At 72.7% G+C, this 24437-nt stretch carries 28 protein-coding genes; 10 read left to right on the plus strand and 18 right to left on the minus strand.

Translation table 11 applies throughout. From position 1 onward, the window contains the following. Window positions 1–145 precede the first annotated feature (145 nt). Together ABZO31_RS06730 and ABZO31_RS06735 are read left to right on the plus strand one after the other, a co-directional pair. Window positions 146–481: a DUF3099 domain-containing protein gene (locus ABZO31_RS06730; RefSeq protein ID WP_406860107.1), complete on the plus strand. Its 336-nt coding sequence runs from the start codon at window positions 146–148 to the stop codon at window positions 479–481. Window positions 482–616: 135 nt separating this feature from the next. Next, window positions 617–901: a hypothetical protein gene (locus ABZO31_RS06735; protein ID WP_406860109.1), complete on the plus strand. Its 285-nt coding sequence runs from the start codon at window positions 617–619 to the stop codon at window positions 899–901. Here the strand turns inward: ABZO31_RS06735 and moaA are convergent. The 3 genes from moaA to ABZO31_RS06750 all read right to left on the minus strand — a co-directional run bounded on the left by moaA (window position 884) and on the right by ABZO31_RS06750 (window position 4044). Further along, window positions 884–1873: a GTP 3',8-cyclase MoaA gene (gene moaA, locus ABZO31_RS06740; protein WP_406860111.1), complete on the minus strand. Its 990-nt coding sequence runs from the start codon at window positions 1871–1873 to the stop codon at window positions 884–886. The genes ABZO31_RS06735 and moaA overlap by 18 nt on opposite strands. Window positions 1874–2035: 162 nt before the next feature. Continuing rightward, the gene (locus tag ABZO31_RS06745) at window positions 2036–3679 is read right to left on the minus strand and encodes a cation acetate symporter (protein ID WP_406860113.1); all 1644 of its coding nucleotides are present in this window, start codon (window positions 3677–3679) and stop codon (window positions 2036–2038) included. Next, window positions 3676–4044, minus strand: a complete 369-nt coding sequence (locus tag ABZO31_RS06750) for a DUF485 domain-containing protein (RefSeq protein WP_406860115.1) — start codon at window positions 4042–4044, stop codon at window positions 3676–3678. Before ABZO31_RS06750 ends, ABZO31_RS06745 begins: the two co-directional genes overlap by 4 nt. 259 nt (window positions 4045–4303) lie before the next feature. On the opposite strand from ABZO31_RS06750, the gene ABZO31_RS06755 reads away from it, so the two are divergent. Beyond that, a complete protein-coding gene (locus ABZO31_RS06755; protein ID WP_406860117.1) occupies window positions 4304–5839 on the plus strand; it encodes a S8 family peptidase in 1536 nt (511 codons plus the stop codon). 92 nt (window positions 5840–5931) lie between these two features. Then, window positions 5932–7239, plus strand: coding sequence for a CoA transferase (locus ABZO31_RS06760; RefSeq protein ID WP_406860119.1), 1308 nt, complete (start codon window positions 5932–5934; stop codon window positions 7237–7239). Here the strand turns inward: ABZO31_RS06760 and ABZO31_RS06765 are convergent. The 8 genes from ABZO31_RS06765 to ABZO31_RS06800 form a co-directional block, all read right to left on the minus strand. Then, window positions 7229–8272, minus strand: a complete 1044-nt coding sequence (locus tag ABZO31_RS06765; protein ID WP_406860120.1) for a zinc-dependent alcohol dehydrogenase family protein — start codon at window positions 8270–8272, stop codon at window positions 7229–7231. The genes ABZO31_RS06760 and ABZO31_RS06765 overlap by 11 nt on opposite strands. A gap of 27 nt (window positions 8273–8299) precedes the next feature. Then, a complete protein-coding gene (locus ABZO31_RS06770) occupies window positions 8300–8938 on the minus strand; it encodes a lysoplasmalogenase (RefSeq protein ID WP_406860122.1) in 639 nt (212 codons plus the stop codon). A gap of 8 nt (window positions 8939–8946) precedes the next feature. Then, window positions 8947–9792 (minus strand): sterol desaturase family protein, encoded by an 846-nt coding sequence (locus ABZO31_RS06775; RefSeq protein WP_406860124.1) that lies wholly within the window; start codon window positions 9790–9792, stop codon window positions 8947–8949. A gap of 121 nt (window positions 9793–9913) precedes the next feature. Then, window positions 9914–10627, minus strand: a complete 714-nt coding sequence (locus ABZO31_RS06780) for a VIT1/CCC1 transporter family protein (RefSeq protein WP_406860125.1) — start codon at window positions 10625–10627, stop codon at window positions 9914–9916. Between the two features lie 24 nt (window positions 10628–10651). Beyond that, a complete protein-coding gene (locus ABZO31_RS06785) occupies window positions 10652–11878 on the minus strand; it encodes an amidohydrolase family protein (protein ID WP_406860127.1) in 1227 nt (408 codons plus the stop codon). Then, window positions 11875–13158 carry an amidohydrolase family protein gene (locus ABZO31_RS06790; protein WP_406860129.1) on the minus strand — a complete coding sequence of 428 codons (1284 nt, stop codon included), beginning with the start codon at window positions 13156–13158 and terminating at the stop codon, window positions 11875–11877. Before ABZO31_RS06790 ends, ABZO31_RS06785 begins: the two co-directional genes overlap by 4 nt. 99 nt (window positions 13159–13257) lie before the next feature. Beyond that, entirely contained in the window at window positions 13258–14142 is an 885-nt protein-coding gene (locus ABZO31_RS06795; RefSeq protein ID WP_406860131.1) for an SDR family NAD(P)-dependent oxidoreductase, read from the minus strand. Further along, window positions 14142–14939 carry an acetoacetate decarboxylase family protein gene (locus ABZO31_RS06800; RefSeq protein ID WP_406860132.1) on the minus strand — a complete coding sequence of 266 codons (798 nt, stop codon included), beginning with the start codon at window positions 14937–14939 and terminating at the stop codon, window positions 14142–14144. Before ABZO31_RS06800 ends, ABZO31_RS06795 begins: the two co-directional genes overlap by 1 nt. Before the next feature lie 109 nt (window positions 14940–15048). On the opposite strand from ABZO31_RS06800, the gene ABZO31_RS06805 reads away from it, so the two are divergent. From ABZO31_RS06805 to ABZO31_RS06830, 6 genes are all read left to right on the plus strand, one after another. After that, window positions 15049–15702 carry a TetR/AcrR family transcriptional regulator gene (locus ABZO31_RS06805; protein WP_406860134.1) on the plus strand — a complete coding sequence of 218 codons (654 nt, stop codon included), beginning with the start codon at window positions 15049–15051 and terminating at the stop codon, window positions 15700–15702. After that, complete coding sequence (locus tag ABZO31_RS06810) at window positions 15699–16682, plus strand: DEDDh family exonuclease (protein WP_406860136.1); 984 nt, start codon at window positions 15699–15701, stop codon at window positions 16680–16682. The genes ABZO31_RS06805 and ABZO31_RS06810 overlap by 4 nt, the downstream gene beginning before the upstream one ends. A gap of 54 nt (window positions 16683–16736) precedes the next feature. Beyond that, a complete protein-coding gene (locus ABZO31_RS06815) occupies window positions 16737–16970 on the plus strand; it encodes a hypothetical protein (protein ID WP_406860138.1) in 234 nt (77 codons plus the stop codon). 71 nt (window positions 16971–17041) lie between these two features. Further along, complete coding sequence (locus ABZO31_RS06820; protein WP_406860140.1) at window positions 17042–17839, plus strand: SURF1 family protein; 798 nt, start codon at window positions 17042–17044, stop codon at window positions 17837–17839. A gap of 69 nt (window positions 17840–17908) precedes the next feature. Then, the gene (locus tag ABZO31_RS06825) at window positions 17909–19711 is read left to right on the plus strand and encodes a glycoside hydrolase family 15 protein (RefSeq protein ID WP_406860142.1); all 1803 of its coding nucleotides are present in this window, start codon (window positions 17909–17911) and stop codon (window positions 19709–19711) included. Between the two features lie 4 nt (window positions 19712–19715). Next, a complete protein-coding gene (locus ABZO31_RS06830) occupies window positions 19716–20471 on the plus strand; it encodes an SDR family oxidoreductase (protein ID WP_406860144.1) in 756 nt (251 codons plus the stop codon). A 48-nt stretch (window positions 20472–20519) separates the two neighbouring features. Here ABZO31_RS06830 and amaP read toward each other — a convergent pair whose 3' ends face one another. The 7 genes from amaP to ABZO31_RS06865 form a co-directional block, all read right to left on the minus strand. Beyond that, window positions 20520–21101, minus strand: a complete 582-nt coding sequence (gene amaP / locus ABZO31_RS06835) for an alkaline shock response membrane anchor protein AmaP (RefSeq protein ID WP_406860146.1) — start codon at window positions 21099–21101, stop codon at window positions 20520–20522. A 6-nt stretch (window positions 21102–21107) separates the two neighbouring features. Beyond that, the gene (locus ABZO31_RS06840) at window positions 21108–21758 is read right to left on the minus strand and encodes a DUF6286 domain-containing protein (RefSeq protein WP_406860148.1); all 651 of its coding nucleotides are present in this window, start codon (window positions 21756–21758) and stop codon (window positions 21108–21110) included. Beyond that, on the minus strand, window positions 21755–22102 hold the full coding sequence (locus ABZO31_RS06845; RefSeq protein WP_406860150.1) for an Asp23/Gls24 family envelope stress response protein: 348 nt from the start codon (window positions 22100–22102) through the stop codon (window positions 21755–21757). The genes ABZO31_RS06840 and ABZO31_RS06845 overlap by 4 nt, the downstream gene beginning before the upstream one ends. Window positions 22103–22108: 6 nt before the next feature. Beyond that, window positions 22109–22300, minus strand: coding sequence for a hypothetical protein (locus tag ABZO31_RS06850; protein WP_055602871.1), 192 nt, complete (start codon window positions 22298–22300; stop codon window positions 22109–22111). Between the two features lie 27 nt (window positions 22301–22327). Next, complete coding sequence (locus ABZO31_RS06855) at window positions 22328–22813, minus strand: Asp23/Gls24 family envelope stress response protein (RefSeq protein WP_406860152.1); 486 nt, start codon at window positions 22811–22813, stop codon at window positions 22328–22330. A 217-nt stretch (window positions 22814–23030) separates the two neighbouring features. Further along, entirely contained in the window at window positions 23031–23837 is an 807-nt protein-coding gene (locus ABZO31_RS06860) for an enoyl-CoA hydratase/isomerase family protein (protein WP_406860154.1), read from the minus strand. A gap of 152 nt (window positions 23838–23989) precedes the next feature. Continuing rightward, on the minus strand, window positions 23990–24211 hold the full coding sequence (locus ABZO31_RS06865; protein ID WP_006123601.1) for a helix-turn-helix domain-containing protein: 222 nt from the start codon (window positions 24209–24211) through the stop codon (window positions 23990–23992). Between the last annotated feature and the right edge of the window lie 226 nt (window positions 24212–24437).

Here is a 24437-nt window from a genome sequence, read left to right on the forward strand (position 1 = left end):
CGGCAAGTGTCGGCCGGTCGGGCGTACGGCGCATGTCGGACTGCGCCGTACGTGACCCCGTCGCCCCGCCGCCGGCCGGCGGGCGTACCGTGGAGTGAGACCCGGACCGGGGAGAGTCCGGCACGGAATCCGGTGGTGGAACGCGATGCGCAGGCATGGCAGCAACGAGGTCTTCCGGATCACCGGGGCACGCCAGGGTCTGGCCGACGACGTGCGGGGCCGGCAGCGCCGCTACGTGATCTCGATGACCGTGCGCACCCTGGCCGTCATCGCGGCCGCCGTGCTGTGGAACGTGGAGCGCCATGTGGCCGTCGTGGCCCTGGTGTTGGGCGCGCTGCTGCCGTACGTGGCGGTCGTGATCGCCAACGCGGGCCGCGAGCGTCCGCCGTCCCTGCCGTCGACGTTCACGATGCCGCCGAGCCGGCCGATGATCGAGCCGGCGCCCGACGAGAAGCTCAAGAAAACCTCAGATCAATCATGACGTTCCGGTGCACCGCGATGGGGTCCGCGTGACATACTGCCTTTGCGCTCCGCATCCCCCGTCGGAGCGACGGACCGACGCCGGGCAGCTCCCCCCGTGGCTGCTCGGCGTCGTTTGTGCAGGGAGAATGTCCCGGTGATCACTCCGGAGAGCTCCCCGTCGCCCACGTCCCCCATCTGTTCCGCCAAGGGCTGCCGTGCCGCGGCCGTCTGGGTGCTGGCCTGGAACAACCCGAAGCTGCACACGCCGGATCGGCGCAAGACGTGGCTCGCCTGCGAGGAGCACCGCGAGCACCTGTCGCAGTTCCTGGGGGTGCGCGGTTTCCTCAAGGACGTGGTGACGCTGGCCGAGTGGGAGGCCCGGCCGGAGGCTTCCGGGGAGTCCGGTGGCTCCGGGGAGTCCTCAGCCGCCGATCGCTGACATCGGGCGCGCGGGCTGCAGGAAGCTCGGGTCGTCCAGGCCGGAACCGGCCTTCTTGCCCCACATCGCCTTCCGCCAGATCTCGGCGACCACCGCGTCCGGGGCGTCCGAGCGCAGCGTCGCGCGCAGGTCCGTCTCCTCGGTGGCGAACAGGCAGGTGCGCACCTGACCGTCGGCGGTGAGCCGGGTGCGGTCGCAGGCCCGGCAGAACGGGCGGGTGACCGAGGCGATCACGCCGACGGTGTGCGGTCCGCCGTCCACGATCCAGCGCTCGGCGGGCGCGGAGCCGCGCTCCTCGTCGCCCTCGGCGGTGAGGGTGAAGCGGGTGCGCAGCGACTCCAGGATGTCCCCGGCGGTGATCATGCCGTCGCGCTTCCAGCCGTGCTGGGCGTCGAGCGGCATCTGCTCGATGAAGCGGAGCTCGTAGTCGTGCTCGACGGCCCAGGCCAGCAGGTCGGGGGCCTCGTCGTCGTTGAGCCCGGGCATCAGGACGGCGTTGACCTTGACCGGGGTCAGCCCGGCCTCGCGGGCGGCGGCCATGCCGTCGAGCACGTCCTGGTGGCGGTCGCGGCGGGTGAGGGTCTTGAAGACGTCGGGGCGCAGGGTGTCGAGGGAGACGTTGACCCGGTCCAGGCCCGCGGCCTTCAGGGCGGCGGCGGTGCGCTTGAGGCCGATGCCGTTGGTGGTCAGCGACATCCGGGGGCGCGGCTCCAGGGCGGCCACGCGCTCGACGATGCCGACGAGGCCGGGACGGAGCAGCGGCTCGCCGCCGGTGAAGCGGACCTCGGTGACGCCCAGGTCGGTGACCGCGATGCGGATCAGCCGGACGATCTCGTCGTCGGTGAGCAGATCCGGCTTGGCCAGCCACTGCAGGCCCTCCTCGGGCATGCAGTACGTGCAGCGCAGATTGCACCGGTCGGTGAGCGAGACACGCAGGTCGGTGGCCACACGGCCGTAGGTGTCGATGAGCACTGCGCGCTCCCTGCCTGTCGTCAGATGCCTGCTCCCGCCGAGCCTACGCGAGGGCGCCGACACTGAGCAGGGGCGTCTCACATGAGAAGCGGCGCGGCCGCGTCGTAGGACTCTACGACGCGGCCGCGCGAACGGCTCCGGAGGGTGTCCGTCCGGGTGCGGTCAGTGCGCTCCGACGCCGGTCAGGGACTTGACCTCCAGCTCCGCGTACTTGCCGGCGTCCGGCTTCTCCTTCGAGAGGACCGAGCCGAGCCAGCCGAGCAGGAAGCCCAGCGGGATGGAGACGATGCCGGGGTTCTCCAGCGGGAACCAGTAGAAGTCGACGCCCTTGAACATCGAGGTCGGCTTGCCGGAGACCACCGGAGAGAACAGCACCAGGACGACCGCGGAGATCAGACCGCCGTAGATCGACCACAGGGCGCCGGTGGTGGTGAACCGCTTCCAGAACAGGCTGTACAGGATCGTCGGCAGGTTCGCGGAGGCGGCGACGGCGAAGGCGAGGGCGACCAGGCCGGCGACGTTGAGGTCGCGGGCGAGGGCGCCGAGCGCGATGGAGACGACTCCGATGAGGACGGTCGCCCAGCGGGCGGCCCGGACCTCCTCCTGCTCGGTGGCCTTGCCGCGCCTGATCACGTTCGCGTAGATGTCGTGCGCGAAGGACGACGACGAGGCCAGCGTGAGTCCGGCGACCACGGCGAGGATGGTCGCAAAGGCGACGGCCGAGATGACGGCGAGCAGGATCGCGCCGCCGGTGGAGCCCGCGCCGCCGCCGACCTCGAGGGCGGCGAGCGGGGCGGCGGTGTTGCCGGCCTTGTTGGAGGCGATGATGTCGCTGTTCTTCAGCAGCGCCGCCGCGCCGAAACCGAGGACGATCGTCATCAGGTAGAAGGCGCCGATGATGCCGATGGCCCAGTTGACGGACTTCCGGGCGGCCTTGGCGGTGGGCACCGTGTAGAAGCGGATCAGGATGTGCGGCAGGCCGGCGGTGCCCAGGACGAGGGCGATGCCGAGCGAGATGAAGTCCAGCTTCGAGGTGCCGGTGGCGCCGTACTTCAGTCCGGGCTCCAGGAAGGCGGCGCCCTGGCCGCTGTTCTCGGCGGCGGCGCCGAGCAGCTGGGAGAGGTTGAAGTCGAACTTCAGCAGGATGAGGAAGGTGATCAGGAGCGTGCCGGCGATGAGCAGCACGGCCTTGACCATCTGCACCCAGGTGGTGCCCTTCATGCCGCCGATGGTGACGTACACGATCATCAGCACGCCGACCAGGGCGACGATGGCGATCTTGCCGCCGTCGCTGGTGATGCCGAGCAGCAGCGAGACGAGGACGCCGGCGCCGGCCATCTGGGCGAGCAGGTAGAAGATCGAGACGACGATGGTGGAGGTGCCTGCGGCGGTGCGGACCGGACGCTGGCGCATCCGGTAGGCGAGCACGTCGCCCATGGTGAACCGGCCGGAGTTGCGCAGCGGTTCGGCGACCAGGAGCAGGGCGACCAGCCAGGCGACCAGGAAGCCGATGGAGTACAGGAAGCCGTCGTAGCCGAAGAGGGCGATGGCGCCGGCGATGCCGAGGAACGAGGCGGCGGACATGTAGTCGCCGGAGATGGCCAGGCCGTTCTGGAAGCCGGTGAACTGGCGGCCGCCGGCGTAGAAGTCGGCGGCGCTGCGGGTCTGCCGGCCGGCCCAGACGGTGATGAACAGGGTGGCGACGACGAACGCCCCGAAGAGGGTGATGATCAGCGGCCGGTGCTCGGAGGCGCCGCCGGCGGCCAGGACGGCGACGGCCGTGCCGGCCTCGATGGTGCTGCTCATGCGTCGCCCTCCATACGGGACTTGATGGCCTCCGCCTTGGGGTCGAGCTTCTCGGCCGCGTGCCGCGAGTAGAACCAGGCGATGAGGAAGGTGGTCAGGAACTGGCCGAGGCCGAGGACGAGGGCGACGTTGATGTTGCCGACGACCTTGGTGCCCATGAAGCCGCCCGCGTAGTTGGAGAGCAGCACGTAGAGCAGGTACCAGGCGATGAAGCCGATCGTCAGGGGGAAGGCGAACGAGCGGTGCGCACGGCGCAGCTCGCCGAACTCCGCGCTCTGCTGCACCTCGACGAAGCGCTCCGTCGTGGGCGGGACGGTGGTGGTGGCCGTACCGCCGGGGGGCGGCGGTGTTGCCTCGGTAGCCACGGATTCTCCTCGCGACGCTGCGGTGGGCATGGACAAAGGGACCTCACTGGGGGGTGGGGGGGAACGGAGTCCTCGCAGAGCTCCTCCCCTGCACAACGGCACGGAGCGGGCGGCGAAGCGGTTCACGCGGATCTTTTTTCGTCATCCGGCGACCCGACGCATTGATGCACCGGGAAGATCAGCGATAGCTTCACTCGTCATGCACCTGTCCATGCACAACGGGTGTGCGGACAGTACATACGGATGATGTGGAGAACCCATGGCTCATCTGGGAACCAGACGCGGGCGCATACTCGCCCTGCCCGCCGGTCTGGCGCTCACGGCCTCGCTGGGCTTCCTGCCCACCGGCGCGAACGCCGCGCCGCTGAACGAGGCCCCGGCGGCCGCCGCCACGTACGACGGCCCGAAGCTGTCGTACGTGGTGAACATCGACGGCGGTCGCCACACCCCCGCCGCGGTCAAGCGCGCGATATCCGCGGCCGGCGGCACGATCGTCACGTCGTACGACCGGATCGGCGTCATCGTCGTCCACTCGCAGAACCCCGAGTTCGCGAAGACGATCCGCACGGTCCGCGGAGTGGTCTCCGCCGGTGCGACGCGCCACGCGCCGCTCTCCGTGCAGCGCGACACGTCGGTCGGCGACAGCGGTCAGGCCCTGTCCGCGTCGGAGGCGCTGGCCTCGGCCGCGCAGGCCACCGACGGCCAGGACCCGCTCCAGCCGCTGCAGTGGGACCTGCCGGCCATCAAGGCGGACAAGGCCCACGAGCGGACCCTCGGCAGCAGCAAGGTCACCGTCGGCGTCATCGACACCGGTGTCGACGACACGCACCCGGACCTCGCGCCGAACTTCGACTCCGCCGCCTCGGTCAACTGCGTGACCGGCAAGCCGGACACCACGCCGGGCTCCTGGCGTCCGCAGCCGGGCGAGAGCGACCACGGCACGCACGTGGCCGGCACCATCGCCGCGGCCAAGAACGGCGTCGGCGTCACCGGCGTCGCGCCGGGCGTGAAGGTCTCCGGCATCAAGGTGTCCACCTCGGAGGGCTACTTCTACACCGAGGCCGTGGTCTGCGGCTTCATGTGGGCGGCCGAGAACGGCGTGGACATCACCAACAACAGCTACTACACCGACCCGTGGCTGTTCGCCTGCAAGAACGACGAGGACCAGAAGGCCCTCCTCGAGGCGGTCACCCGCGCGACCCGCTACGCGGAGCGCAAGGGCACGGTCAACGTGGCCGCGGCCGGCAACTCGGCGATGGACCTGGCGGCGGACGAGCTCACCGACGACAGCAGCCCGAACGACACCACGCCGGTCACCCGCGTGGTCGACCCGCGCGAGTGCCTCGACTACCCGGCCATGCTGCCGGGCGTCGTCACGGTCTCCGCGACCGGTGCGAAGGGCCTGAAGGCCTCGTACTCGAACTACGGCAAGGGTGTCGTCGACATCGCGGCGCCGGGCGGCGACCGCACCGAGTACCAGACCCCGGACGCCCCGGCGGTCAACGGCCGCATCCTGTCGACCACGGTCAACGGCGGCTACAACTACAAGGCCGGCACGTCCATGGCCGCCCCGCACGCCGCCGGTGTGCTCGCGCTGATCAAGTCGCGGCACCTGGACGCGTCGCCTGCGGAGCTCAAGGACCTGCTGTACGGCCAGGCCGACAACCACGCCTGCACGAACCCGTACGACATCAACGGCGACGGCACCGTGGACGCGGTCTGCGAGGGCGGCAGCGGCCGCAACGGCTTCTACGGCGAGGGCGTCGTCGACGCGCTGGACGCCGTGCGCAAGTAGCACCTGACGATCGCTGCGAGGGCCCTGGTGCGGTGTGCCGCGCCGGGGCCCTTGCGCGTGTCCCGACTGGCACCGGGTGCCATGATGCGGTCATGGACGAGGTCTCGGGCGACGCGGTGCGCAGGGGTACGGAGTTGTTGTGGGCGGAGCTCGGCGGTGATCCCGCCCTGCCCGACCGCGTGACGTACACCGGCCCGTCCGGGCTGCTGGCCGCCCGGCTGCCGGTGATGGACCTGGCGCGGGCCACGGTGGCCGTCGCCGGGCTGGCGGCGGTGGAGCGGCAGGGGCTGCCGGGGCCGGTGCGGGTGGACGACGGGGCGGTGGCCACGGCCTTCGTGAGCGAGCGTCATCTGCGCATCGACGGGCGGGCGCCGGTGACCTTCGCGCCGCTGTCCCGGTTCTGGCGGGCGGCGGACGGCTGGGTCCGTACGCACGCCAACTACCCGCACCACCGGAGGGCGTTGCTCGACGCGCTCGGTGTGGACGCCGACGGGGTGGCCGCGGCGATCGCGGAACGGAAGGCCGTCGACGTCGAGTCGGCGGTGTACGCGGCCGGGGGCCTCGCCGTCGCGCTGCGCACCCCGTCGGAGTGGGCGGCGCACGAGCAGGGCCGGGAGGTGGCGGCCCGCCCGCTGCTGACCCGGGAGCGGCTGGACGACACGCCGCCGCGCCGGCGGTCGGGCGGGCCGCTGCGCGTGCTGGACCTGACGCGGGTGATCGCGGGCCCGGTCGCCACCCGGACGCTGGCGCTCCTCGGCGCGGACGTGCTGCGGATCGACCCGCCGGGGAACCCCGAGCTGCCCGACCAGCACGCCGAGACGGACGTGGGCAAGCGCACCGCCGCCCTCGATCTGGACCGCCCGTCGGACCGCCGGACCTTCGACGAACTCCTGGACGCGGCGGACGTGTTGGTCACCGGATATCGTCCGGGCGCCCTGGACCGCTTCGGCCCGCACCGCCCCGGCCAGGTCGTCGCCCGGCTGTCCGCCTGGGGCGACTACGGGCCGTGGCGCGCGCGGCGCGGCTTCGACAGCCTCGTCCAGGCGGCGACGGGGATCGCGGTGACCGAGGGCTCGGCGGCGGAGCCGGGGGTCCTTCCGGCGCAGGCTCTGGACCACGGCAGCGGCTACCTCCTGGCCGCGGCCGTCCTGCGCTCGCTGACCGAGCAGGACCGCGACGGCGGCACCCGGCTGGTCCGCCTGGCGCTCGCGCAGACGGGCCACTGGCTGACGCACGCGCTCCCCCGGTACGACCCGGAGCGGTACGTCACGGAGACGGAGGGCCCGCTGGGACGGCTGCGCCACGCGCGGTCGCCGGTGTCGTACGAGGGCGGCCCTACGGGCTGGTCGCGCCCGCCGGGCCTGCAGGGGCAGGACGCCCCCGCGTGGCTCACGGCTTGACGAGGACCTTCAGGGCGGTGCGCTCGTCCATGGCCCGGTAGCCGTCCGGGACTCCTTCGAGGCCGACGGTCAGGTCGAAGACCGGCGACGGGTCGACCGCGCCGCTGAGGACGTCGGGCAGCAGCTCGGGGATGTACGCGCGGACGGGCGCGACGCCGCCGCGCAGGGCGATGTTGCGGTCGAACATGACCGACAGGTCCAGGCCCGTGCCGCTGCCGTGCGGAACGCCGACGTAGCCGATCGCGCCGCCGTCGCGGGTGATGTTCACGGCGGTGCGCATGGACTGCTCGGTGCCGACGGCCTCGATGACGGCGTGCGCGCCCTGGCCGCCGGTGAGCTCGCGGACGGCCGCCTCGGCCGCCTCGCCGCGCTCGGCGACCACGTCGGTGGCGCCGAAGACGCGGGCGATGTCGGTACGGGCGGTGTGCCGGCCGAGCGCGATGATCCGCTCGGCACCGAGCCGCCTGGCCGCCAGCACACCGCACAGGCCGACGGCGCCGTCCCCGACCACGGCGACGGTGGACCCCTTGCGGACACCGGCCCCGAGGGCGGCGTGGTGGCCGGTGCCGAGGACGTCGGAGAGCGCGAGCAGCGCGGTGAGCAGCCGGTCGTCGGAGGCGGCGTCGGCGGGCAGCTTCACGAGGGTGCCGTCGGCGTGGGGAACCCGTACGGCCTCGCCCTGGCCGCCGTCGGAGCCGACCGAGCCCCAGAAGCCGCCGCGGGGGCAGGAGGTCTGCAGCCCTTCGGAGCAGTAGTCGCACGTCCCGTCCGACCAGACGAAGGGCGCGACCACGAGGTCACCGGCCGCGAAGCCGGTCACGTCCGCCCCGGCCGCCTCGACGATCCCGAGGAACTCGTGGCCGATGCGCTGCCCCGGCTGCCGCGCGGACTCGCCGCGGTACGCCCACAGGTCACTGCCGCAGATGCAGGCCCGCAGCACCCGCAGGACGACGTCCGTGGACTCCTTGATCACCGGGTCGGGCACGTCCTCTACGCGCATGTCGAACGGGGCGTGGATGGTCGTGGCGCGCATGACGGACGTTCCTTGCTGTACGGGCACTCAGATGGTCGTACGTGAATCCGTACGACCATCACCGTACCCCGCCCTCAGGATTCCCTCGGTCAGCAGGAACTGGGCCGCGAGGTAGGTCGCCATGACCCAGAAGTCCGGGACGGGCGGCTGCGGCCAGTCGGCGATGCCGGTGGCGATGAGGGTGTCGGACAGCAGGAAGAGCGCGCCGCCGGCCCCGGCGAGGACACCCATGGAGCTCGACCGGTAGGCCATGGCGGTCAGCAGCAGGGAGTAGGCGGCGACGGGTACGCGCAGGTCGGCGGGGAGACCAGGCCACAGGGCGACGACGGTGACGGCGAGCACGGCGGCGTACACGACGCCGAGCGGCAGGGACGTACGGCGCCGCCCGAACAGCAGCAGATAGCAGGCATGTCCGGCGGCGAAACAGCCCATCCCGACGAGGAACGCCCAGTCGGCGTCACCGAGCAGCAGGACGTCCCCGCCCCACCCGAACAGCAAGGCGGCGACGAGCGTCGCGGGCCCACCGCGGGCCAGGGCGTAGGCGGCGAGCAGGGGCATCAGGAGGGGCTTGGCGACGAGGTGGCCGGCCTCGGCCCCGACGAGCAGCGAGCCGAGGTCGACGGCGGCGGCGCTCAGGAACGCGCCGAGCAGGACCCGGGAGGCCACGGCCCTCCTCACGAGCCCGCCTCCGTCCCCGGCTGCCACCCGGGCCCCCGGAACACGCGCCCGCCCCGCTCGCGCCAACTGCTCGCCGCCCGCAGGTCGCGGGCGATGGAGGCGTACTCGTGGGTGGCGACGCGCAGCGGGTTGTACGTGGAGATGTTCTTCGTGAGGCCGAAGACGGGCTTGGCCGTCTCCCCCGTCCAGGTCCCGAAGACCCGGTCCCAGACGATGAGCACCCCGCCGAAGTTCCGGTCGAGATAGCCGCCCTGCGAGGCGTGATGCACACGGTGATGCGAGGGCGTGTTGAACAGGTACTCGACCGGCCGCGGCAGCCGGTCGATCCGCTCGGTGTGGATCCAGAACTGGTACACGAGGTTCACCGAGGAGCAGAAGGCGACGGCCGCCGGGTGCACGCCGAGCGCGATCATCGGCAGATAGAACGGCCAGGAGGTGAACCCGGTCCAGGGCTGCCGGAGGGCGGTGCTGAGGTTGAACTTCCGGCTGCTGTGATGCACGACGTGACTGGCCCACAGGATCCGCACCACGTGGTGCCCCCGGTGCTGCCAGTAGTAGCAGAAGTCCTGCGCGAGCAGCATCAGCGGGAGCGTCCACCAGAGCACCGGGACCCGCAGCGGGGTGAGCGCGTGGACGGCGCTGTAGATCGCGACGACGGGGATCTTCCACAGCGCGTCGAAGAACAGACTCCCGAGCCCCATGCCGATGCTGGTGGTGGCGTCCTTGGCCTCGTAGCCGGCCTTGTCCTCGTCGGGATGGAGCCGGTAGCCGACCATCTCGACGACGGTGAGCAGGACGAAGGCGGGTATCGACCACAGGACGACATCGGGCAGGTTCGGCATGCGCCGACGGTAGAGGCGCCACCGCGGCACGGCTAGACGTCGTTACGCACAAGTAAGTAAGACTCGATGTCAGCAACTTTTGGCGGCTTCCGACAACGCCGTGACCTCCAGACCCCCGCCGCTAGACCCCCGCCGCCCCCAGCAACGACCCCGCCGCGTACGTCACGCCCATCGCCAGGGCGCCGCCGGCGGTGTTGCGGAGGACGGCTCGGGCCGGTGGGGCGGCGCCGAGGCGGGCGCTCCACCAGCCGGTGAGGGCGAGCGCGGCCAGGACCGACAGGACGGTGATCCAGAGGCGTTCGTCCGCGGGTGGGAGGACGATCGCCAGCAACGGAAGCAGCGCGCCCACCGTGAACGCCAGGAAGCTCGCGGCCGCGGCGTGCCAGGGGTTGGTGAGTTCGTCCGGGTTGATGCCGAGCTCCACGCGGGCATGGGCGCGCAGGGCGTCGCGTTCGGTGAGCTGGACGGCGGCCTCGCGGGCGATGGCCTGGCTGAGGCCGCGGCGGGCGAGGAGCTCGGTGAGTTCGTCGAGTTCGGCCTCCGGACGTTCGCGCAGTTCGCGGCGTTCCTGGGCGAGCGCGGCCAGTTCGGAGTCGCGCTGGGTGGAGACGGAGACGTACTCCCCCGCCGCCATCGACATCGAGCCGGCGAGCAGTCCGGCCAGGCCTGCCGTGAGCAGCGCCGACTGGGACTCGGTCGCGCCGGCGACGCCCACGACGAGGCCCGCGGTGGAGACGACTCCGTCGTTCGCGCCGAGGACGGCGGCCCGGAGCCAGTTCAGCCGGGTGCCGAGCCCGCCGCCGTGGTCCTCGTCGTGCGCTGGCGCTTCAGTCACCCCGGGAGGGTCTCACCCGGCGCGTCACCACACGCGGACCGACCCGCCCGGGGCGAACGCCGGGCTGGTCGCCCCGTCCGGGACCTCCTCGAGCGGTTCGGCGATCTCCGCGACCGTCGGGCCGTGCACCGCGGCCAGGGTGTCCAGGTACGCGAGGTCGAAGCCGTACACGCGGGCCGCGTTGCCGCCCGCCATCGCCGCGACCTCCTCCCGCGGCAGGCCCGCGTAGGCGATCCGCAGGCCCTCCCGTGAGTACGGCGTGGTGCCCTCGTCGTGCGGGTAGTCGGCACCCCACATGATCTTGTCCAGGCCGATCCGCCCGCGCAACGGCACCTCGTGCGGGCGCATGAAGCTCGCGCCCACGTAGCAGTTGTCCCGCCACACCTCGCTCGGCCCGCGGCCCATGTGCGCCGCGAGACCCGCGCCGAACTTCGACTCCGCCGTCGCCGCCTTCGCCGAGGCCGCCACCAGCCGGCCGTGGTAGTAGTCCAGCATCTCCAGGACGCCCGGGATCCAGCCCGAACCCTGCTCCGTCAGCACGAGCTTCAGGGTCGGGTGGCGGCGGAACGCGCCGCCGAAGATCAGGTGCCACAGCGCCCGGTGCGAGAACCACGTCGTCTCCACCATGAACACCGCGCGCGCCGCCGGCTCGTCGCCGAGCGGCGGCGACGCCGAGCCGCCGTGGTGGTTGACCGGCACGTCCAGCTCCGCGCAGACGGCCCAGATCGGGTCGTACACGGCCGCGTACAGCTCCGGGATCCCGCTGCCGGGCGGCGCGCCCGGCAGCAGGACACCGCCGGTCAGGCCCGCCTCCTTGGTGCGGCGGATCTCCCGTACCGCCTCGTCCACGTCGTTCAGCAGGATCTGCGCGACGCCCGCCCGCCGCCCCGGCGCGTCCGCGCAGAAGTCGGCCAGCCAGCGGTTGTGCGCCCGCAGTCCGGCCCAGCGCTGCTCGTACTCCGCGCGGCTCGGCGCGGGCGCCATCAGCGAGGCCGAGGGGAAGAACGGCGGGATGGTGTTGGGGAAGACGACCTCGGCGACGATGCCGTCCGCCTCCAGCTCCCGCAGCCTGCGCCCCGAGTTCCAGTTGCGGTCCGCGGTGTCGGCGAGCAGGTCCTCGTACGGGTTGACGTACGTGGCCGCCCAGGCGTCGAAGTCGTCGTGGAACCGCTTCTCCAGGTACGGCTTGTAGTCGAGCAGGTCGGCGCCCGCGTGGCAGTCCGCCGAGATCACCGTGTAGCGGTCGGTCATGACACCGTCCCCAGGACCGGGAAGTCGCCGCCCGTCAGCCAGTGCCGGCCCGTCTCGCGCGAGCGCGCCCAGGACGCCTCCACCGCCGCCTGGTCCTCCGGCTGGCCCAGCTCGGCCGGGGTGGGGCCGATACGGCGGGCGATCGGGGCCAGCTTCTCGACGTCGAAGCCGAAGACCTCCGCCGCGGCCAGGCCCAGCATCCGCCGGGTCTCCGCCACCGGGATGTCGTGGAAGGTGTCGCGCAGCCAGCCGCGGGTGCGCGGCCAGGTGCCCTCGGGGTGCGGGAAGTCGCTGCCCCACAGGATGTTGTCCACGCCGATCTCGTACCGCTGCGCCAGCTCGCGCCGCTTGGTGTTGGTGGCGCAGACGAACACCTGCCGGTCGAGGTACTCGCTCGGCGGCCGCTTCAGCGCACTGAACGGGGACAGCTTCTTGCCGCCGTGCGCGCCGAGGTACAGCCGGTCCATGAACCACAGCAGGTTCGGCAGCCACCAGCAGCCCGACTCGGCGACGCCGAACCGCAGCCCCGGGTGCCGTTCGAAGACCCCGGACCAGAGCAGGAACCACAGCGGCCGGGCCGGCCACCAGGTCACCTCGGAGACGTAGATGCCGAGGTGGTCGCCGTACTCCTCGCGCGGCGCCGCGCCGGAGTGGGTGACCAGCGGCATGCCGGTCTCGGCGGCGGCCGCCCACACCGGGTCGTAACGGCGGTCGTGGTACGGCTCCTTGTCCACCCACATGGACGGGATCATCAGCGCGCCGAGCCCGGACTCCTTGGCCCGGTGGATCTCGGCGACGACCTTGTCGGTGTCCGCGGTGACGGGTAGCAGGGCGACCCCGCAGTGCCGTTCGGGGTTCTGGCCGACGAACTCGGCGAGCCAGCGGTTGTGCGCCTGCGCGCCCGCCATGCCCAGCTCCGGGTCCTGGTCGCCGGAGAGCCCGAGGCCGACGCCGAAGGGCGCGGCGGTCTGGCTGTCGACGGCGTCCGCGTCGGGGAAGGCGACTTCGGCCGCGACACCGTCGCCGTCGAGCTCCTTGAGCCGCTGCGCGGCGTCCCAACCACCGCGCAGCCCTTCCTCGTTGTCGCTGAACCACTTCTCGGCGAACGCCTCGTTGCGCACCCCGAGCCGGGTCATCGCCTCGCGGCGGGCGTCCCGGCCGGCGAGGAACTCGTCGAAGGCACGGTGGAAGCGGCGGTCCAGATAGGGCCGGTACCGCTCGGTGGGCAGTCCGGCGTGGCAGTCGGAGGAGATGATCAGGTACGGGTCGTCGTGGGCCATGACGGTCCCCCTCAGTCCGGAATTCTGTGTTTTCCCGGGGGACAACCCCCGGACCCCCGGCAGATGTCGTCCGTCCGAGGGCGGTACGAGCCGGCACGGTCAGTCGAGGATGAAGTTCTCCAGGTACGACGGGTTCGCGCGGTCGAGCATCGACTGCGCGCGGGCGCGGATCTGCCGGTCGCTGTGCTCGCTCTCCGGCAGGATCCAGAACCGGTCGGCGCGGATGCCGTCGACGACATGGCCGGCGACCTCCTCGACCGGGGTGAACCGCACCTCGTGACCGGCCTCCTTCATCGCGGCCTCGTACTGGTCGAGGGTGCGGTACGGGGTGCGGCGCGGGCGCTGCTTGGCGTACCGCTCGGGCCGGTTGCGGTGCGACTCCCACAGGCCGGTGCGCAGCATGTGCGGGCCGGGGAACAGCACGGACGCGCCGACCGCCGCGCCCTCGGCCTTCAGATGGGCGTACAGGGACTCGGTCATGGTGACCACCGCCGCCTTGGTGACGGCGTAGACGGAGGCGGTGGGCAGCGGCGCGATGCCGCCGTCGCCGGAGGAGGTGTTGACGACGTGGCCGGGGCCGCCGCCCTCGATCATCCGCGGCACGAACGCCTGGACGCCGTGGAAGACGCCCCAGACGTTGACGGAGAAGGCCCATTTCCAGTCGTTGGGCTCGTGCTCCCACATTCGGCCCTCGGCCCCGGAGCCGACGCCCGCGTTGTTGCAGAGCACGTGCACCGCGCCGAAGGCGTCGTACGCGGCGTCCGCGAGGGACCGTACGGAATCGGCGTCGCTCACGTCGACCGTCCGGGCGAGGACGTGTGCGCCGCCCTCCATCAGCTCGTCCGCCGCCTCGGCGAGCGCCGCCTCCTCGACGTCGGCGAGCACGACCGCGAGCCCTTCCGCGGCGAACCGGCGGGCCATGGCGAGGCCGATGCCGCTCGCCGCGCCGGTGACGACGGCGACCTGGCCGGGTTCGAGCCGCATCAGACGCTCCCCTCGGGCGGCCCGTCGAGGACCTGCCGGGGGTCGTCGTAGCGCTGGTGGACGTACGGCAGCAGGGTCTCCGCGGGGACCCGTTCGACGACCCTGCCCTTCTGGTCGGTGGTCTTCTCGCCGACGGTGATCTCGACGAGCCGGCGGACCGGCAGGTCGGCGACCGGGTCGTACATCGACTCGCGCAGCACCACGTCGCCGGTGACCGCCTCCAGCCGGCGCACCCGTTCGTGGCGGACGCAGTGGACCAGGACGGGGTCCCCGTCGAGACCCGAACCGTCCACCGCGGGAAGGAACTTGAAGTAGAAGTCGGTCTTGTCGGCGGGCTCGGGCAGCGGCAGCGCGCCGGAGACCGCGCCGCGCACCTCGACGAAGGCGATGCCGTGCCGGGCGAGCGCGGCGCGGACCACGAGCCCGTCGCGTTCGACGGTGACCTCGCCGAGCTTCTTCGGCTCCCCGAAGACCTCGCGGCCGCCGGTCAGGGCCCGCTCATGGGTCATCGGCATGACCAGCGGGTACCAGCCGTTCTCGTCGCCGTGGGCGGCGGCGACGGCGACCGAGCCGGCGCCGAGCGGGTAGCCGGGCAGGTCGACCTTGCTGATGTTCACCCGGACCAGGGGGCGTTCGGTGGGTTTCAGCGGCGGCGGCAGCACGGCCGCGACGACGTCCGGGTCGGTCTCCCAGACGGCGACGACGCCGGTGGACCAGATGTCGGGGAGCTTGGCGTTCGCTTCGCGCGCGGCGGCGAGTTCCCGCTCGGTGCGCGCGCCGTACCGTACTCGGGTCATGACGTACCACCCTTCGGTGCTGCGGCGGGGGTTCGTTTCTGTAACACAGTTACACCGGCGCGGATGAAGGGTAAAGACCCGTGCGCGGAACGGAGTGGGGGGTGGCCGGATGGCACGCAGCGCACTGACCCGGGAGCAGGTCCTCGACGCGGCGGCGGTGCTGGTGCGGCAGCACGGCCCGGGCGCCCTGACGATGCGCAAGCTCGCCGCCGAGCTCGGCACGGCGGTGACCTCGATCTACTGGCACGTCGGCAACCGGGAGTCGCTGCTCGACGCGCTCGTCGAGCGCACGGTCGCCGACCTCGGCGCGATCCGCCCGCGGGGCGCGACCCCGGCCGACCGGATCGCGTCGGTCGCCCGGGCGCTCCGCCGCGAACTGCGGGCGCGTCCGCACCTGGTGGCGATGGTTCACGAACGGGGCCTGACGGAACGGATGTTCCTGCCCGCGCAGCGGGTACTGGTCCGCGAGGTGCACGCGGCGGGGCTGCGCGGGGCGCGGGCGGCCGAGGTGGTGCGGGCGGTGCAGTTCCACGTCGTCGGCCAGGTCCTGGTGGAGCGCAACCGCGAGCGGGCGCCCGCCCAGTCCCCCGCCGAACAGGACCTGTGGGCGGGCGAGGCCGCCGGGGAGGACCCGGCGCTGGCCCGCGCGCTGGCCCGCCCGGTCGACACCGACCGCCTGTTCACCCGCTCGGTTCGCGCCCTGGTGTCCGGTTTGCTGGACGCCGGGGACCGGGGTGTCCGCGCGGGGCCGTATTCTCAATGACCATGCTCGACGACCGTACGACCGCAGCAGCGTGGCCGGCCGCATACCCGCAGGGGTACGCGGTCGTCGACGTGGAGACCACCGGACTCGCCCGCGACGACCGGATAGTGTCGGCTGCCGTCTACCGGCTGGACGCCCACGGCAACGTCGAGGACCACTGGTACACCCTCGTCAACCCGGAGCGGGATCCCGGCCCGGTCTGGATCCACGGGCTGACCACCGACATGCTGGCGGACGCGCCGCTCTTCCCGGACGTGGCGGCGGAGTTCTCCGAGCGGCTGGACGGCCGGGTGCTGGTGGCGCACAACGCGATCTTCGACTGGGGCATGATCGCCCGCGAGTACGCGCGCGCCGAGCGGACGGCGCCGGTGCGGCAGCGGTTGTGCACCATCGCGCTCGCCAAGGAGCTGGCGCTGCCGCTGCCCAACCTCAAGCTGGAGTCCCTGGCGGCCCACTTCGGCGTCGTGCAGCAGCGCGCGCACAACGCGCTGGACGACGCGCGGGTGCTCGCCGAGGCGTTCCGGCCGAGCCTGCACGCGGCGGCGGAGCGGGGCGTACGGCTGCCGCTGCTCGAGTGCCGGCCGCTGACGGAGTGGGTGTCCTCGCCCGCGACCGGGGCCGGGACGGCGCGGATCGGCCGGCAGTCCTCGTACGGGAACAGCTGGCGCCCGACGAAGAAGCGGCCGCCGTGCCCGCATCCCAACCCCGGGCGTTACGAAGCAGACAAACCACTCAAGCAGGGCATGCGGGTGGCGTTCTCGGGCGACACCTCCATCGACCGCGAGCTGCTGGAGGACCGCACGGTCGAGGCGGGACTGCACGTCGCGAGCAGTGTGTCCCGGCTCACCAGCCTGCTGGTCACCAACGACCCGGACTCGGCCACCTCGAAGACCGTCAAGGCCAAGTCGTACGGCACGCCGATCGTCGACGAGGCCGCGTACACACACCTGCTGAGGGACGTGGCCCCGGCAGACGGGTGACGCGCCGGGCGTGCCGCCGCCCGTTCGGCCGCGCGGCGGCCCACCCTGTGGCGCATGGCACGTTGTGAGGTCTGCGGAAACGATTACGGCATGTCCTTCGAGGTGCACGCGCAGGGCGCGGTGCACGTCTTCGACTGCTTCGCCTGCGCCATCCACCGCATGGCGCCCATCTGCGAGCACTGCCGGGTCCAGATCATCGGCCAGGGCGTCGAGTTCGAGGGCAACTGGTACTGCGGCGGCCACTGCGCCCGCGCGGAAGGAAAGGTGGGCATCGTCGACAAGGTCTGAGCCCGTTCCGCCCCGCACCGGGGCGGAACCCCCCTGCGAGCACCCCATGGCCCAAGTTGTACGGTCATGGGGTGTACCGCTTCCTGTTGTCCCGGCAGTGGGTGATCCTCACCCTCGTCGCTCTCGTGCTCATCCCGGTGATGATCAAGCTGGGCTTCTGGCAGTTCCACCGGCACGAGCGCCGGGTCGCCCAGAACGCCCTGATCGCGGACAACCTGAAGGCGAAGGCCGTCCCCGTCGAGACGCTGACCTCGCCCGGTCACACCGTCCCGCGCGCCGACTACTGGCAGAAGGTCACCGCCACCGGCACCTTCGACACCGCCCACGAGGTCGTGGTGCGCCGCCGCACCAACGCCGACGACAAGGTCGGCATGCTCGTGCTGACCCCTCTGGTCCTCCAGGACGGCCGGACCGTACTGGTCAACCGCGGCTGGGTGCCCGCCGCCCCGGACCAGAAGGCGTACCCCGAGGTGCCGCCCGCCCCGAAGGGCGAGGTGACGATCGCCGGCCGGCTGAAGGCCGACGAGACCACCGGCGCCAGCGGCATCAAGGACCTGCGCGGACTGCCGGACCGTCAGGTCATGCTGATCAACAGCGCCCAGCAGGCCGAACTGACCGGCGCGAAGGTGCTCGGCGGCTACATCGAGCAGACCGACCCGGTCACCGAGTCCCCCGAGCAGATCCCGGAGCCCGACCACGACTCCATCGGCGCGCACATGGCGTACGCCGTCCAGTGGTGGCTCTTCGCGGCCGGCGTGCCGGTCGGCTGGGTGATCCTGGTCCGCCGCGAGCGACGCGACCAGGAAGAGGCCCGGCGCAAGGCCGCCGAGGGTCCGGAGGCCCCGGAGCCGGCCGCCGCGGCCGTCTGAGCCGCGGCCGGCGTGTGAGCCTCGTCGCGGCCTGATTGGCCGTCGGCCCGATCGGGAACACGCCTTGGCGTGACGCAACGCATCGAGGACTACGCCCTCATCGGGGACCTGCAGACCGCGGCCCTGGTCGGCCGCGACGGGTCGATCGACTGGCTCTGCCTGCCGCGGTTCGACTCCGGGGCGTGTTTCGCTGCGCTGCTCGGCGACGAGAACAACGGCCACTGGCGCATCGCCCCCGCCGGCGCCACGGTGTGCACGCGGCGCGGCTACGCGGGCGAGTCGCTGGTCCTGGAGACGTACTGGGAGACCCGCACCGGCACGGTCAAGGTCGTCGACTTCATGCCGCAGCGCGACAGGGCCCCGGACGTCGTGCGGATCATCGAGGGCGTGAGCGGCACCGTCGAGATGAGCGCCGTGCTCCGGCTGCGCTTCGACTACGGGTCGATCGTGCCGTGGGTGCGCCGGGCGGACGGCCACCGGGTGGCGATCGCCGGCCCGGACTCGGTCTGGCTGCGCAGCGAGCCGCAGGTGAAGACCTGGGGCCAGGAGTACAGCACCCGCTGCTCGTTCGACGTCGGCGAGGGCGACCGGGTGGCGTTCGTCCTGACCTGGCACCCCTCGCACCACCCGCGCCCGACGCTGGTCGACCCGTTCATGGCCCTGGAACAGTCGCTGCGGGACTGGCGGGACTGGTCGGCCCGGTGCACGTACCGAGGGCCGTACCGCGAGGCCGTGCTGCGCTCCCTGATCACGCTGAAGGCCCTCACGTACGCGCCGACCGGCGGCATCGTCGCCGCGCCGACGACGTCCCTGCCGGAGGAACTCGGCGGCGTACGGAACTGGGACTACCGCTACTGCTGGCTGCGCGACTCCACGCTCACGCTCGGCGCGCTGCTGTCGGCGGGGTACGTCGACGAGGCCGCGGCCTGGCGGGACTGGCTGCTGCGGGCGGTCGCCGGCGACCCGGCCGATCTGCAGATCATGTACGGCCCGGCCGGCGAGCGGCGGCTGCCCGAGTCCACCCTGCCCTGGCTGCGCGGCCACGGGCAGTCCGTCCCGGTCCGGATCGGCAACGCGGCGGTGGAGCAGACGCAGTTGGACGTGTACGGCGAGGTGATCGACTCGCTGTTCCGGGCGCGGGAGGCGGGCATCCCGGCGGAGCCGCACGCCTGGAACCTGCAGAAGAGCCTGCTGGGCTTCCTGGAGTCGACGTGGCGGGAGCCGGACGAGGGGCTGTGGGAGGTGCGCGGGCCGCGCCGGCACTTCACCCACTCGAAGGTGATGGCCTGGGTCGCCGCCGACCGCGCGGTGCGCACCCTGGAGGCCGATCCCTCGCTGGACGGGGACCCGGCGCGCTGGCGGGCGATGCGGGACGAGGTGCACGCGGAGGTGTGCGCCCGGGCGTACGACCCGGAACGGAACACGTTCACCCAGTCCTACGGCTCGGCGGAGCTGGACGCCGCGACGCTGCTGATCCCCCGGGTCGGCTTCCTGCCGCCGGACGACCCGCGGGTGGTCGGCACGGTGGAGGCCGTGCGCCGGGAGCTCGGGCACGGCGGCTTCGTCCGCCGCTACACCCCGGCGCAGGAGATCGACGGGCTGCCGGGGCGGGAGGGGGCGTTCCTCGCCTGCACGTTCTGGCTGGCGGACGCGCTGCTGCTGATGGGCCGGAAGGACGAGGCGCGGGAGGTGTTCGAGCGGCTGCTGGCGCTCCGCAACGACGTGGGGCTGCTCGCGGAGGAGTACGAGCCGATCGCCGGCCGCCAGCTGGGCAACTTCCCGCAGGCGTTCAGCCACATCGGGCTGGTGGGCACGGCGCTGGCCCTGGACGACGGAGAGGTGGTCGGGGTGGACACCGAGGCGGCAGGATAGGCCCATGGATCTTGGACTGAAGGACCGTGTGTACGTGGTGACCGGCGCGACCAAGGGGCTCGGCCGCGCCTCCGCGGAGGCGCTGCTCGCGGACGGCGCGAAGGTCGTGGTGACCGGGCGGGACGAGGTGACGGTCGCGAAGGCGGCGGAGGAGCTGGGGCCGGACGCGCTGGGCGTCGCCGCGGACAACGCCGACCCGGGCGCGGCGGAGCGGGTGATCGCCGAGGCGAAAGCCCGGTTCGGGCGCTTCGACGGCATTCTGGTCAGCGTCGGCGGCCCGGCTCCGGGCTTCGGCGTCGACAACACCGACGAGCAGTGGCAGGCCGCGTTCGAGACGGTGTACCTGGGCGCGGTGCGGATGGCGCGGACGGCGGCCGGGGCGCTGGAGGAGGGCGGCGTGATCGGCTTCGTGCTGTCCGGTTCGGTGTACGAGCCGATCGCCGGCCTGACGATCTCCAACGGCCTCCGCCCGGGCCTGGCGGGCTTCGCCAACTCGCTCGCCCGCGACCTGGGCCCGAGCGGCATCCGCGTCTTCGGCCTGCTGCCGGGCCGCGTCGACACCGACCGCGTCCGTGAGCTGGACGCGCTGTCCGGCGACGCCGACGCGACCCGGGCCTCGCACGAGGCCCAGATCCCGCTGCGGCGCTACGGCCGCCCGGAGGAGTTCGGCCGCACCGCGGCCTTCTTCCTCTCCCCGGCGGCCTCGTTCCTGACGGGCGTGATGGTCCCGGTGGACGGCGGCCTCCGGCACGGCTTCTGACCGCCTCGAACGCTTCCGGCCGCCTCGGGCGCGCTCTCGCCCGTCGTGTCAGGTGACGCGGCGGGCGTGGTGCTTCACGGCGCGGAGGCGGGCCTCGGTGGGGATGGAGGGCAGGCCCGTCGAGGTGCGGGCGTGACGCAGCGCCTCGTCGGTGAGGGCCGTCAGGGCGTCGCGGGGTGCGGCGTACGGCTCCAGGAGCAGCAGCACGCGCGCGGTCGGCGCGGTGCGCTTGCCGCGCAGCGAGACGCGGGGCTTGGCGACGCCCTCCAGCGTGGCCACGTCGGCCGCCACGACGTGCTCCAGGGCGGAACCGCGGACCACCGCATCCTCACCGTCGCCGGTGTCGACCAGCACCTCGGCGAGCCGGCCGCGCCGGAACTGGGCGACCAGCCAGGCCAGGGCGAGCAGCACCACGATGCCGAGGACGGCGATGACCGTGGGCCACCACCAGCCCTCGTCGCGCCACCGCTGCCGCTGGGCCCTGGTCAGCAGCACGTCGTCGGGGCCGGACCAGGGCCACCAGGACGGGACGGCGAGGTCGAGCCCGGCGGCGAGCACGGCCCCGCCGCCCAGCAGCAGGACCAGTCCGGCGAGCCCGAGCAGCCCGCGGTTGAAGCGGCGCAGCTTCACGTCGGTTCACCTCCTCTTCGGTGGCCGGCCGACCCACAGCACGACCGCGGGCGGAGCGGCGAGCCCGAGCTCGTCGATCCCGGTGGCGAGCACGGCGGTCAGGTCGGTGTGCACCTCGTCGAGTTCCCGGAAGTGCGACAGGGCCCGCACCCGTACCTTCCTCCGGCCCATCCGCACCTTCACGGACTGCACCCCGGAGACCTCCATGGCCCGGTCGCGCAGCGCGAAGGCCGCGGCGTCGCGGTCGAGCCCGGCGCGTACGTCGGGGTGCTCGCGGCGCATCGGCAGCACGGCGCGCAGACCGGGCGTGGCCGCCAGGATCAGCAGCCACAGGCCGAGGACGACGGCGACGGACGCGCCGACGAGCACCCAGGTGTCGTCCAGGGGCCGGGTGGCGAGGTCGTCGGCGAGGCTGCGCCGCCACTCCATGGCGGAGCGGTCGGCGCGGACCGCGGCAACGTCGTAGAGCAGCAGTCCCGCGCCCGCGACGACGACGGCCGCGAGGACCGCGGACGGGATCCGCCGCACGGACCAGAAGCGGCCGGCGGGCTTCCCCGCCTCGTCCGCGAGTACGGGGACGGAGTCGGTGTCGGTGGTGCCGGGCTCGGGTCCGGGCGCCGGTTCCGGCGGGGGCGCGGCCTCGGTTCCGGTGCTCATCGCAGCCTCCCGCGGGCCTCGTGTCCGGCGTGCGGCGAGTGCAGCCGCTCGACGTGGACGGTGACCTCGGGGACGTCCATGCCGGCCAGGGTGGTCACGCGCTCGGTGACCCGGCGGCGGACGGCGCCGCACTGGCCGCCGATGTCGGAGGGGTAGTCGAGTTCGACGGTCACGGAGACGTGTGCGGCCTCACGGTGCACGACGACCGTGGCGTGCGGCTTGTGACCCTCTTTCGGCAGCCGTTCGAGCGCCTCGCGCGCGGCCTGCGCGGCGATCTTCGCGACGACGCGGTCGGCGACGGTGGTCTCCCCTCGTTCGGCGGCGGTGACCGGGTCTCTGGCCACCGGCGGTCACCTCCGCCGGTCGCCGCGGTCGCGGCCCCGGAAGAGGTCGCCGGGTTCGAGGTCGCCGTCGAGGAAGCGACCGGCCACGAAGCCGATCGCCCCCAGCGCCGCGACCAGTACGAAGGCACCGAAGCCGCCGAAGTACCCGGCGAAGCCGAGGGCCATGCCGGCCACCAGGCCGACCACCGCCATGCTCATGCTGAGCTCCTTCCGCCGGGCACACGGCTACTGCAGCCGCGTCTCCGGCTCTTCTTCCTCTTCCTCCGGCAGCTTCACGTCGCTCACCGCGATGTTGACCTCGACGACCTCCAGGCCGGTCATCCGCTCGACGGCGGCGATCACGTTCTCCCGGACGTCGCGGGCGACATCGGCGATGGAGACGCCGTAGTCGACGACGATCTCGAGGTCGAGGGCGGTCTGCACCTCGCCGACCTCGGCCTTCACGCCGCGCGTCACGCTGGACGACTTGCCGCCTCCGGGGACGCGTTCGCGCATGGCGCCGAAGGTGCGGGAGAGGCCGCTGCCCATGGCGTGGACGCCGTCGACGTCCCGGGCGGCCAGTCCGGCGATCTTCTCGACAACGCCGTCGGCGATGGTGGTCCGGCCGCGGGCCCCGGGCTCGCCGCCGCCTCGCTTGGTCACGGACGGACGACGTATCGCGCCCCTCGGCTCTTCGACGGTCGGCTGGTCGGTCTTCGCGGATTCGGTCATCACCGTTCGTCCCTTCCGGGCGGTATCGTCCCCCGCTGCCCACAGTAAGCGCGCTCGCCGGCTCGCGCGCCGGGGAGCCGGTGCCGTGGGCGGCCGGTGGCCGGTGGACCCGTGCGCGGCGGCCTCGGGCGCGGGTCGGGGATTCCGCACCGCCGTATACGCCGGAAGGGCGACCCGCGGGTGCGGGTCGCCCTTCCGGAGCGTCGTACCGGCCCGGTCAGTCGCCGAGGCCGGCGAGGTCGCGCAGCCGGCGGCCCTGGGCGGCGCGCTCGGCGACGCGCTGCTCCTCGTACGTCCGGCCGGAGACGCCCTGGAGCAGGGCCTTGGTCTCGATGACCGCGTCACGCGGCGCGGTGAGCAGCGCGGCGCTCAAGTCCCGTACCGCGGCGTCGAGTTCACCGGCGGGCACGGCGAGGTTGGCGAGGCCGGTGCGCTCGGCCTCCTCGGCGTGGACGAAGCGGCCGGTCGCGCAGATCTCGAGCGCGCGGGCGTAGCCGACCAGCGAGACGAGGGGGTGCGTGCCGGTGAGGTCCGGCACCAGCCCCAGGCTGGTCTCGCGCATGGCGAACTGCACGTCGTCGGCGACGACGCGCAGGTCACAGGCGAGCGCGAGCTGGAAGCCCGCACCGATGGCGTGGCCCTGGACGGCCGCGATCGACACGATGTCGCTCCGCCGCCACCAGGTGAACGCGTCCTGGTACTCGGCGATGATCGCGTCCAGCTCCGCCTCGGGGCCGCGCGCCATGTCGAGGAACGACGGCTCGCCGTCGAAGCCCTCGGGCGTGAACGCCTGACGGTCGAGGCCGGCGGAGAAGGACTTGCCCTCGCCGCGCAGCACGACGACGCGCACGGTGCCCGGGAGCGACCGGCCCGCCTCCGTCAACGCCCGCCACAGAGCGGGGGACTGGGCGTTGCGCTTGGCGGGATTGGTCAGGGTCACCGTGGCGACGGCATCCTCGACGGTGAGTCGTACGCCGTCCTTGTCGATGACGACCACGGGGTCGACGGAGTCGGGCGTAGTCATGGGGCGCCTCCGGTTCGGGTGCAGTACGTGCAGCACGGCTCGACACTACGAGCTCAAGCTAAGCTACTGCACAGTAACCACCCGGTCGACCCCTCGGCCGACCGGGCGGCCACCGTCGGAACCGGTGGACCGGACGAGCGTGCGCCCCGATGTCAGGCCGAGGCGGCCTTCTTGCCTCGTGTCGCTCCGCCACGTCCGCGCAGCGTCACTCCGGACTCGCTGAGCATCCGATGGACGAATCCGTAGGAGCGGCCGGTCTCTTCAGCCAGCGCCCGGATGCTCGCACCGGAGTCGTACTTCTTCTTCAGGTCTGCCGCGAGCTTGTCGCGCGCGGCGCCGGTCACCCGGCTGCCCTTCTTCAGAGTCTCGGCCACCCGTGCCTCCTCATGGGAAGTGCGCTCTGGACTTCTCATGATCACCCCTCCCGGACGTCCTGGCCACCCATTCGACAAGGTCCGTGGCACGAGCTTCGCGCCCGGGGAAGGGGTCGACACGACCGGAATCTTTGATTCCGGTGGTGGTCGCGCCCCCTTTCGTCCCGGCCGGCGAGCGAAGAGCCAGGTCAGGGACGTGCGACCGACAGAGGACCGGCGCGCGACG

Origin of the sequence: Streptomyces solicamelliae, assembly GCF_045348655.1 — a bacterium.
Taxonomy (GTDB): Bacteria; Actinomycetota; Actinomycetes; order Streptomycetales; family Streptomycetaceae; genus Streptomyces; species Streptomyces solicamelliae.

Bases quoted from the DNA above. Each gene is read 5' to 3' on its own strand.
- ABZO31_RS06730 (WP_406860107.1), top strand. From the start codon at position 146: ATGCGCAGGCATGGCAGCAACGAGGTCTTCCGGATCACCGGGGCACGC.
- ABZO31_RS06745 (WP_406860113.1), bottom strand. From the start codon at position 3,679: ATGAGCAGCACCATCGAGGCCGGCACGGCCGTCGCCGTCCTGGCCGCC.
- ABZO31_RS06755 (WP_406860117.1), top strand. From the start codon at position 4,304: ATGGCTCATCTGGGAACCAGACGCGGGCGCATACTCGCCCTGCCCGCC.
- ABZO31_RS06760 (WP_406860119.1), top strand. From the start codon at position 5,932: ATGGACGAGGTCTCGGGCGACGCGGTGCGCAGGGGTACGGAGTTGTTG.
- ABZO31_RS06765 (WP_406860120.1), bottom strand. From the start codon at position 8,272: ATGCGCGCCACGACCATCCACGCCCCGTTCGACATGCGCGTAGAGGAC.
- ABZO31_RS06775 (WP_406860124.1), bottom strand. From the start codon at position 9,792: ATGCCGAACCTGCCCGATGTCGTCCTGTGGTCGATACCCGCCTTCGTC.
- ABZO31_RS06785 (WP_406860127.1), bottom strand. From the start codon at position 11,878: ATGACCGACCGCTACACGGTGATCTCGGCGGACTGCCACGCGGGCGCC.
- ABZO31_RS06790 (WP_406860129.1), bottom strand. From the start codon at position 13,158: ATGGCCCACGACGACCCGTACCTGATCATCTCCTCCGACTGCCACGCC.
- ABZO31_RS06795 (WP_406860131.1), bottom strand. From the start codon at position 14,142: ATGCGGCTCGAACCCGGCCAGGTCGCCGTCGTCACCGGCGCGGCGAGC.
- ABZO31_RS06800 (WP_406860132.1), bottom strand. From the start codon at position 14,939: ATGACCCGAGTACGGTACGGCGCGCGCACCGAGCGGGAACTCGCCGCC.
- ABZO31_RS06805 (WP_406860134.1), top strand. From the start codon at position 15,049: ATGGCACGCAGCGCACTGACCCGGGAGCAGGTCCTCGACGCGGCGGCG.
- ABZO31_RS06810 (WP_406860136.1), top strand. From the start codon at position 15,699: ATGACCATGCTCGACGACCGTACGACCGCAGCAGCGTGGCCGGCCGCA.
- ABZO31_RS06815 (WP_406860138.1), top strand. From the start codon at position 16,737: ATGGCACGTTGTGAGGTCTGCGGAAACGATTACGGCATGTCCTTCGAG.
- ABZO31_RS06830 (WP_406860144.1), top strand. From the start codon at position 19,716: ATGGATCTTGGACTGAAGGACCGTGTGTACGTGGTGACCGGCGCGACC.
- ABZO31_RS06840 (WP_406860148.1), bottom strand. From the start codon at position 21,758: ATGAGCACCGGAACCGAGGCCGCGCCCCCGCCGGAACCGGCGCCCGGA.
- ABZO31_RS06850 (WP_055602871.1), bottom strand. From the start codon at position 22,300: ATGAGCATGGCGGTGGTCGGCCTGGTGGCCGGCATGGCCCTCGGCTTC.
- ABZO31_RS06855 (WP_406860152.1), bottom strand. From the start codon at position 22,813: ATGACCGAATCCGCGAAGACCGACCAGCCGACCGTCGAAGAGCCGAGG.
- ABZO31_RS06860 (WP_406860154.1), bottom strand. From the start codon at position 23,837: ATGACTACGCCCGACTCCGTCGACCCCGTGGTCGTCATCGACAAGGAC.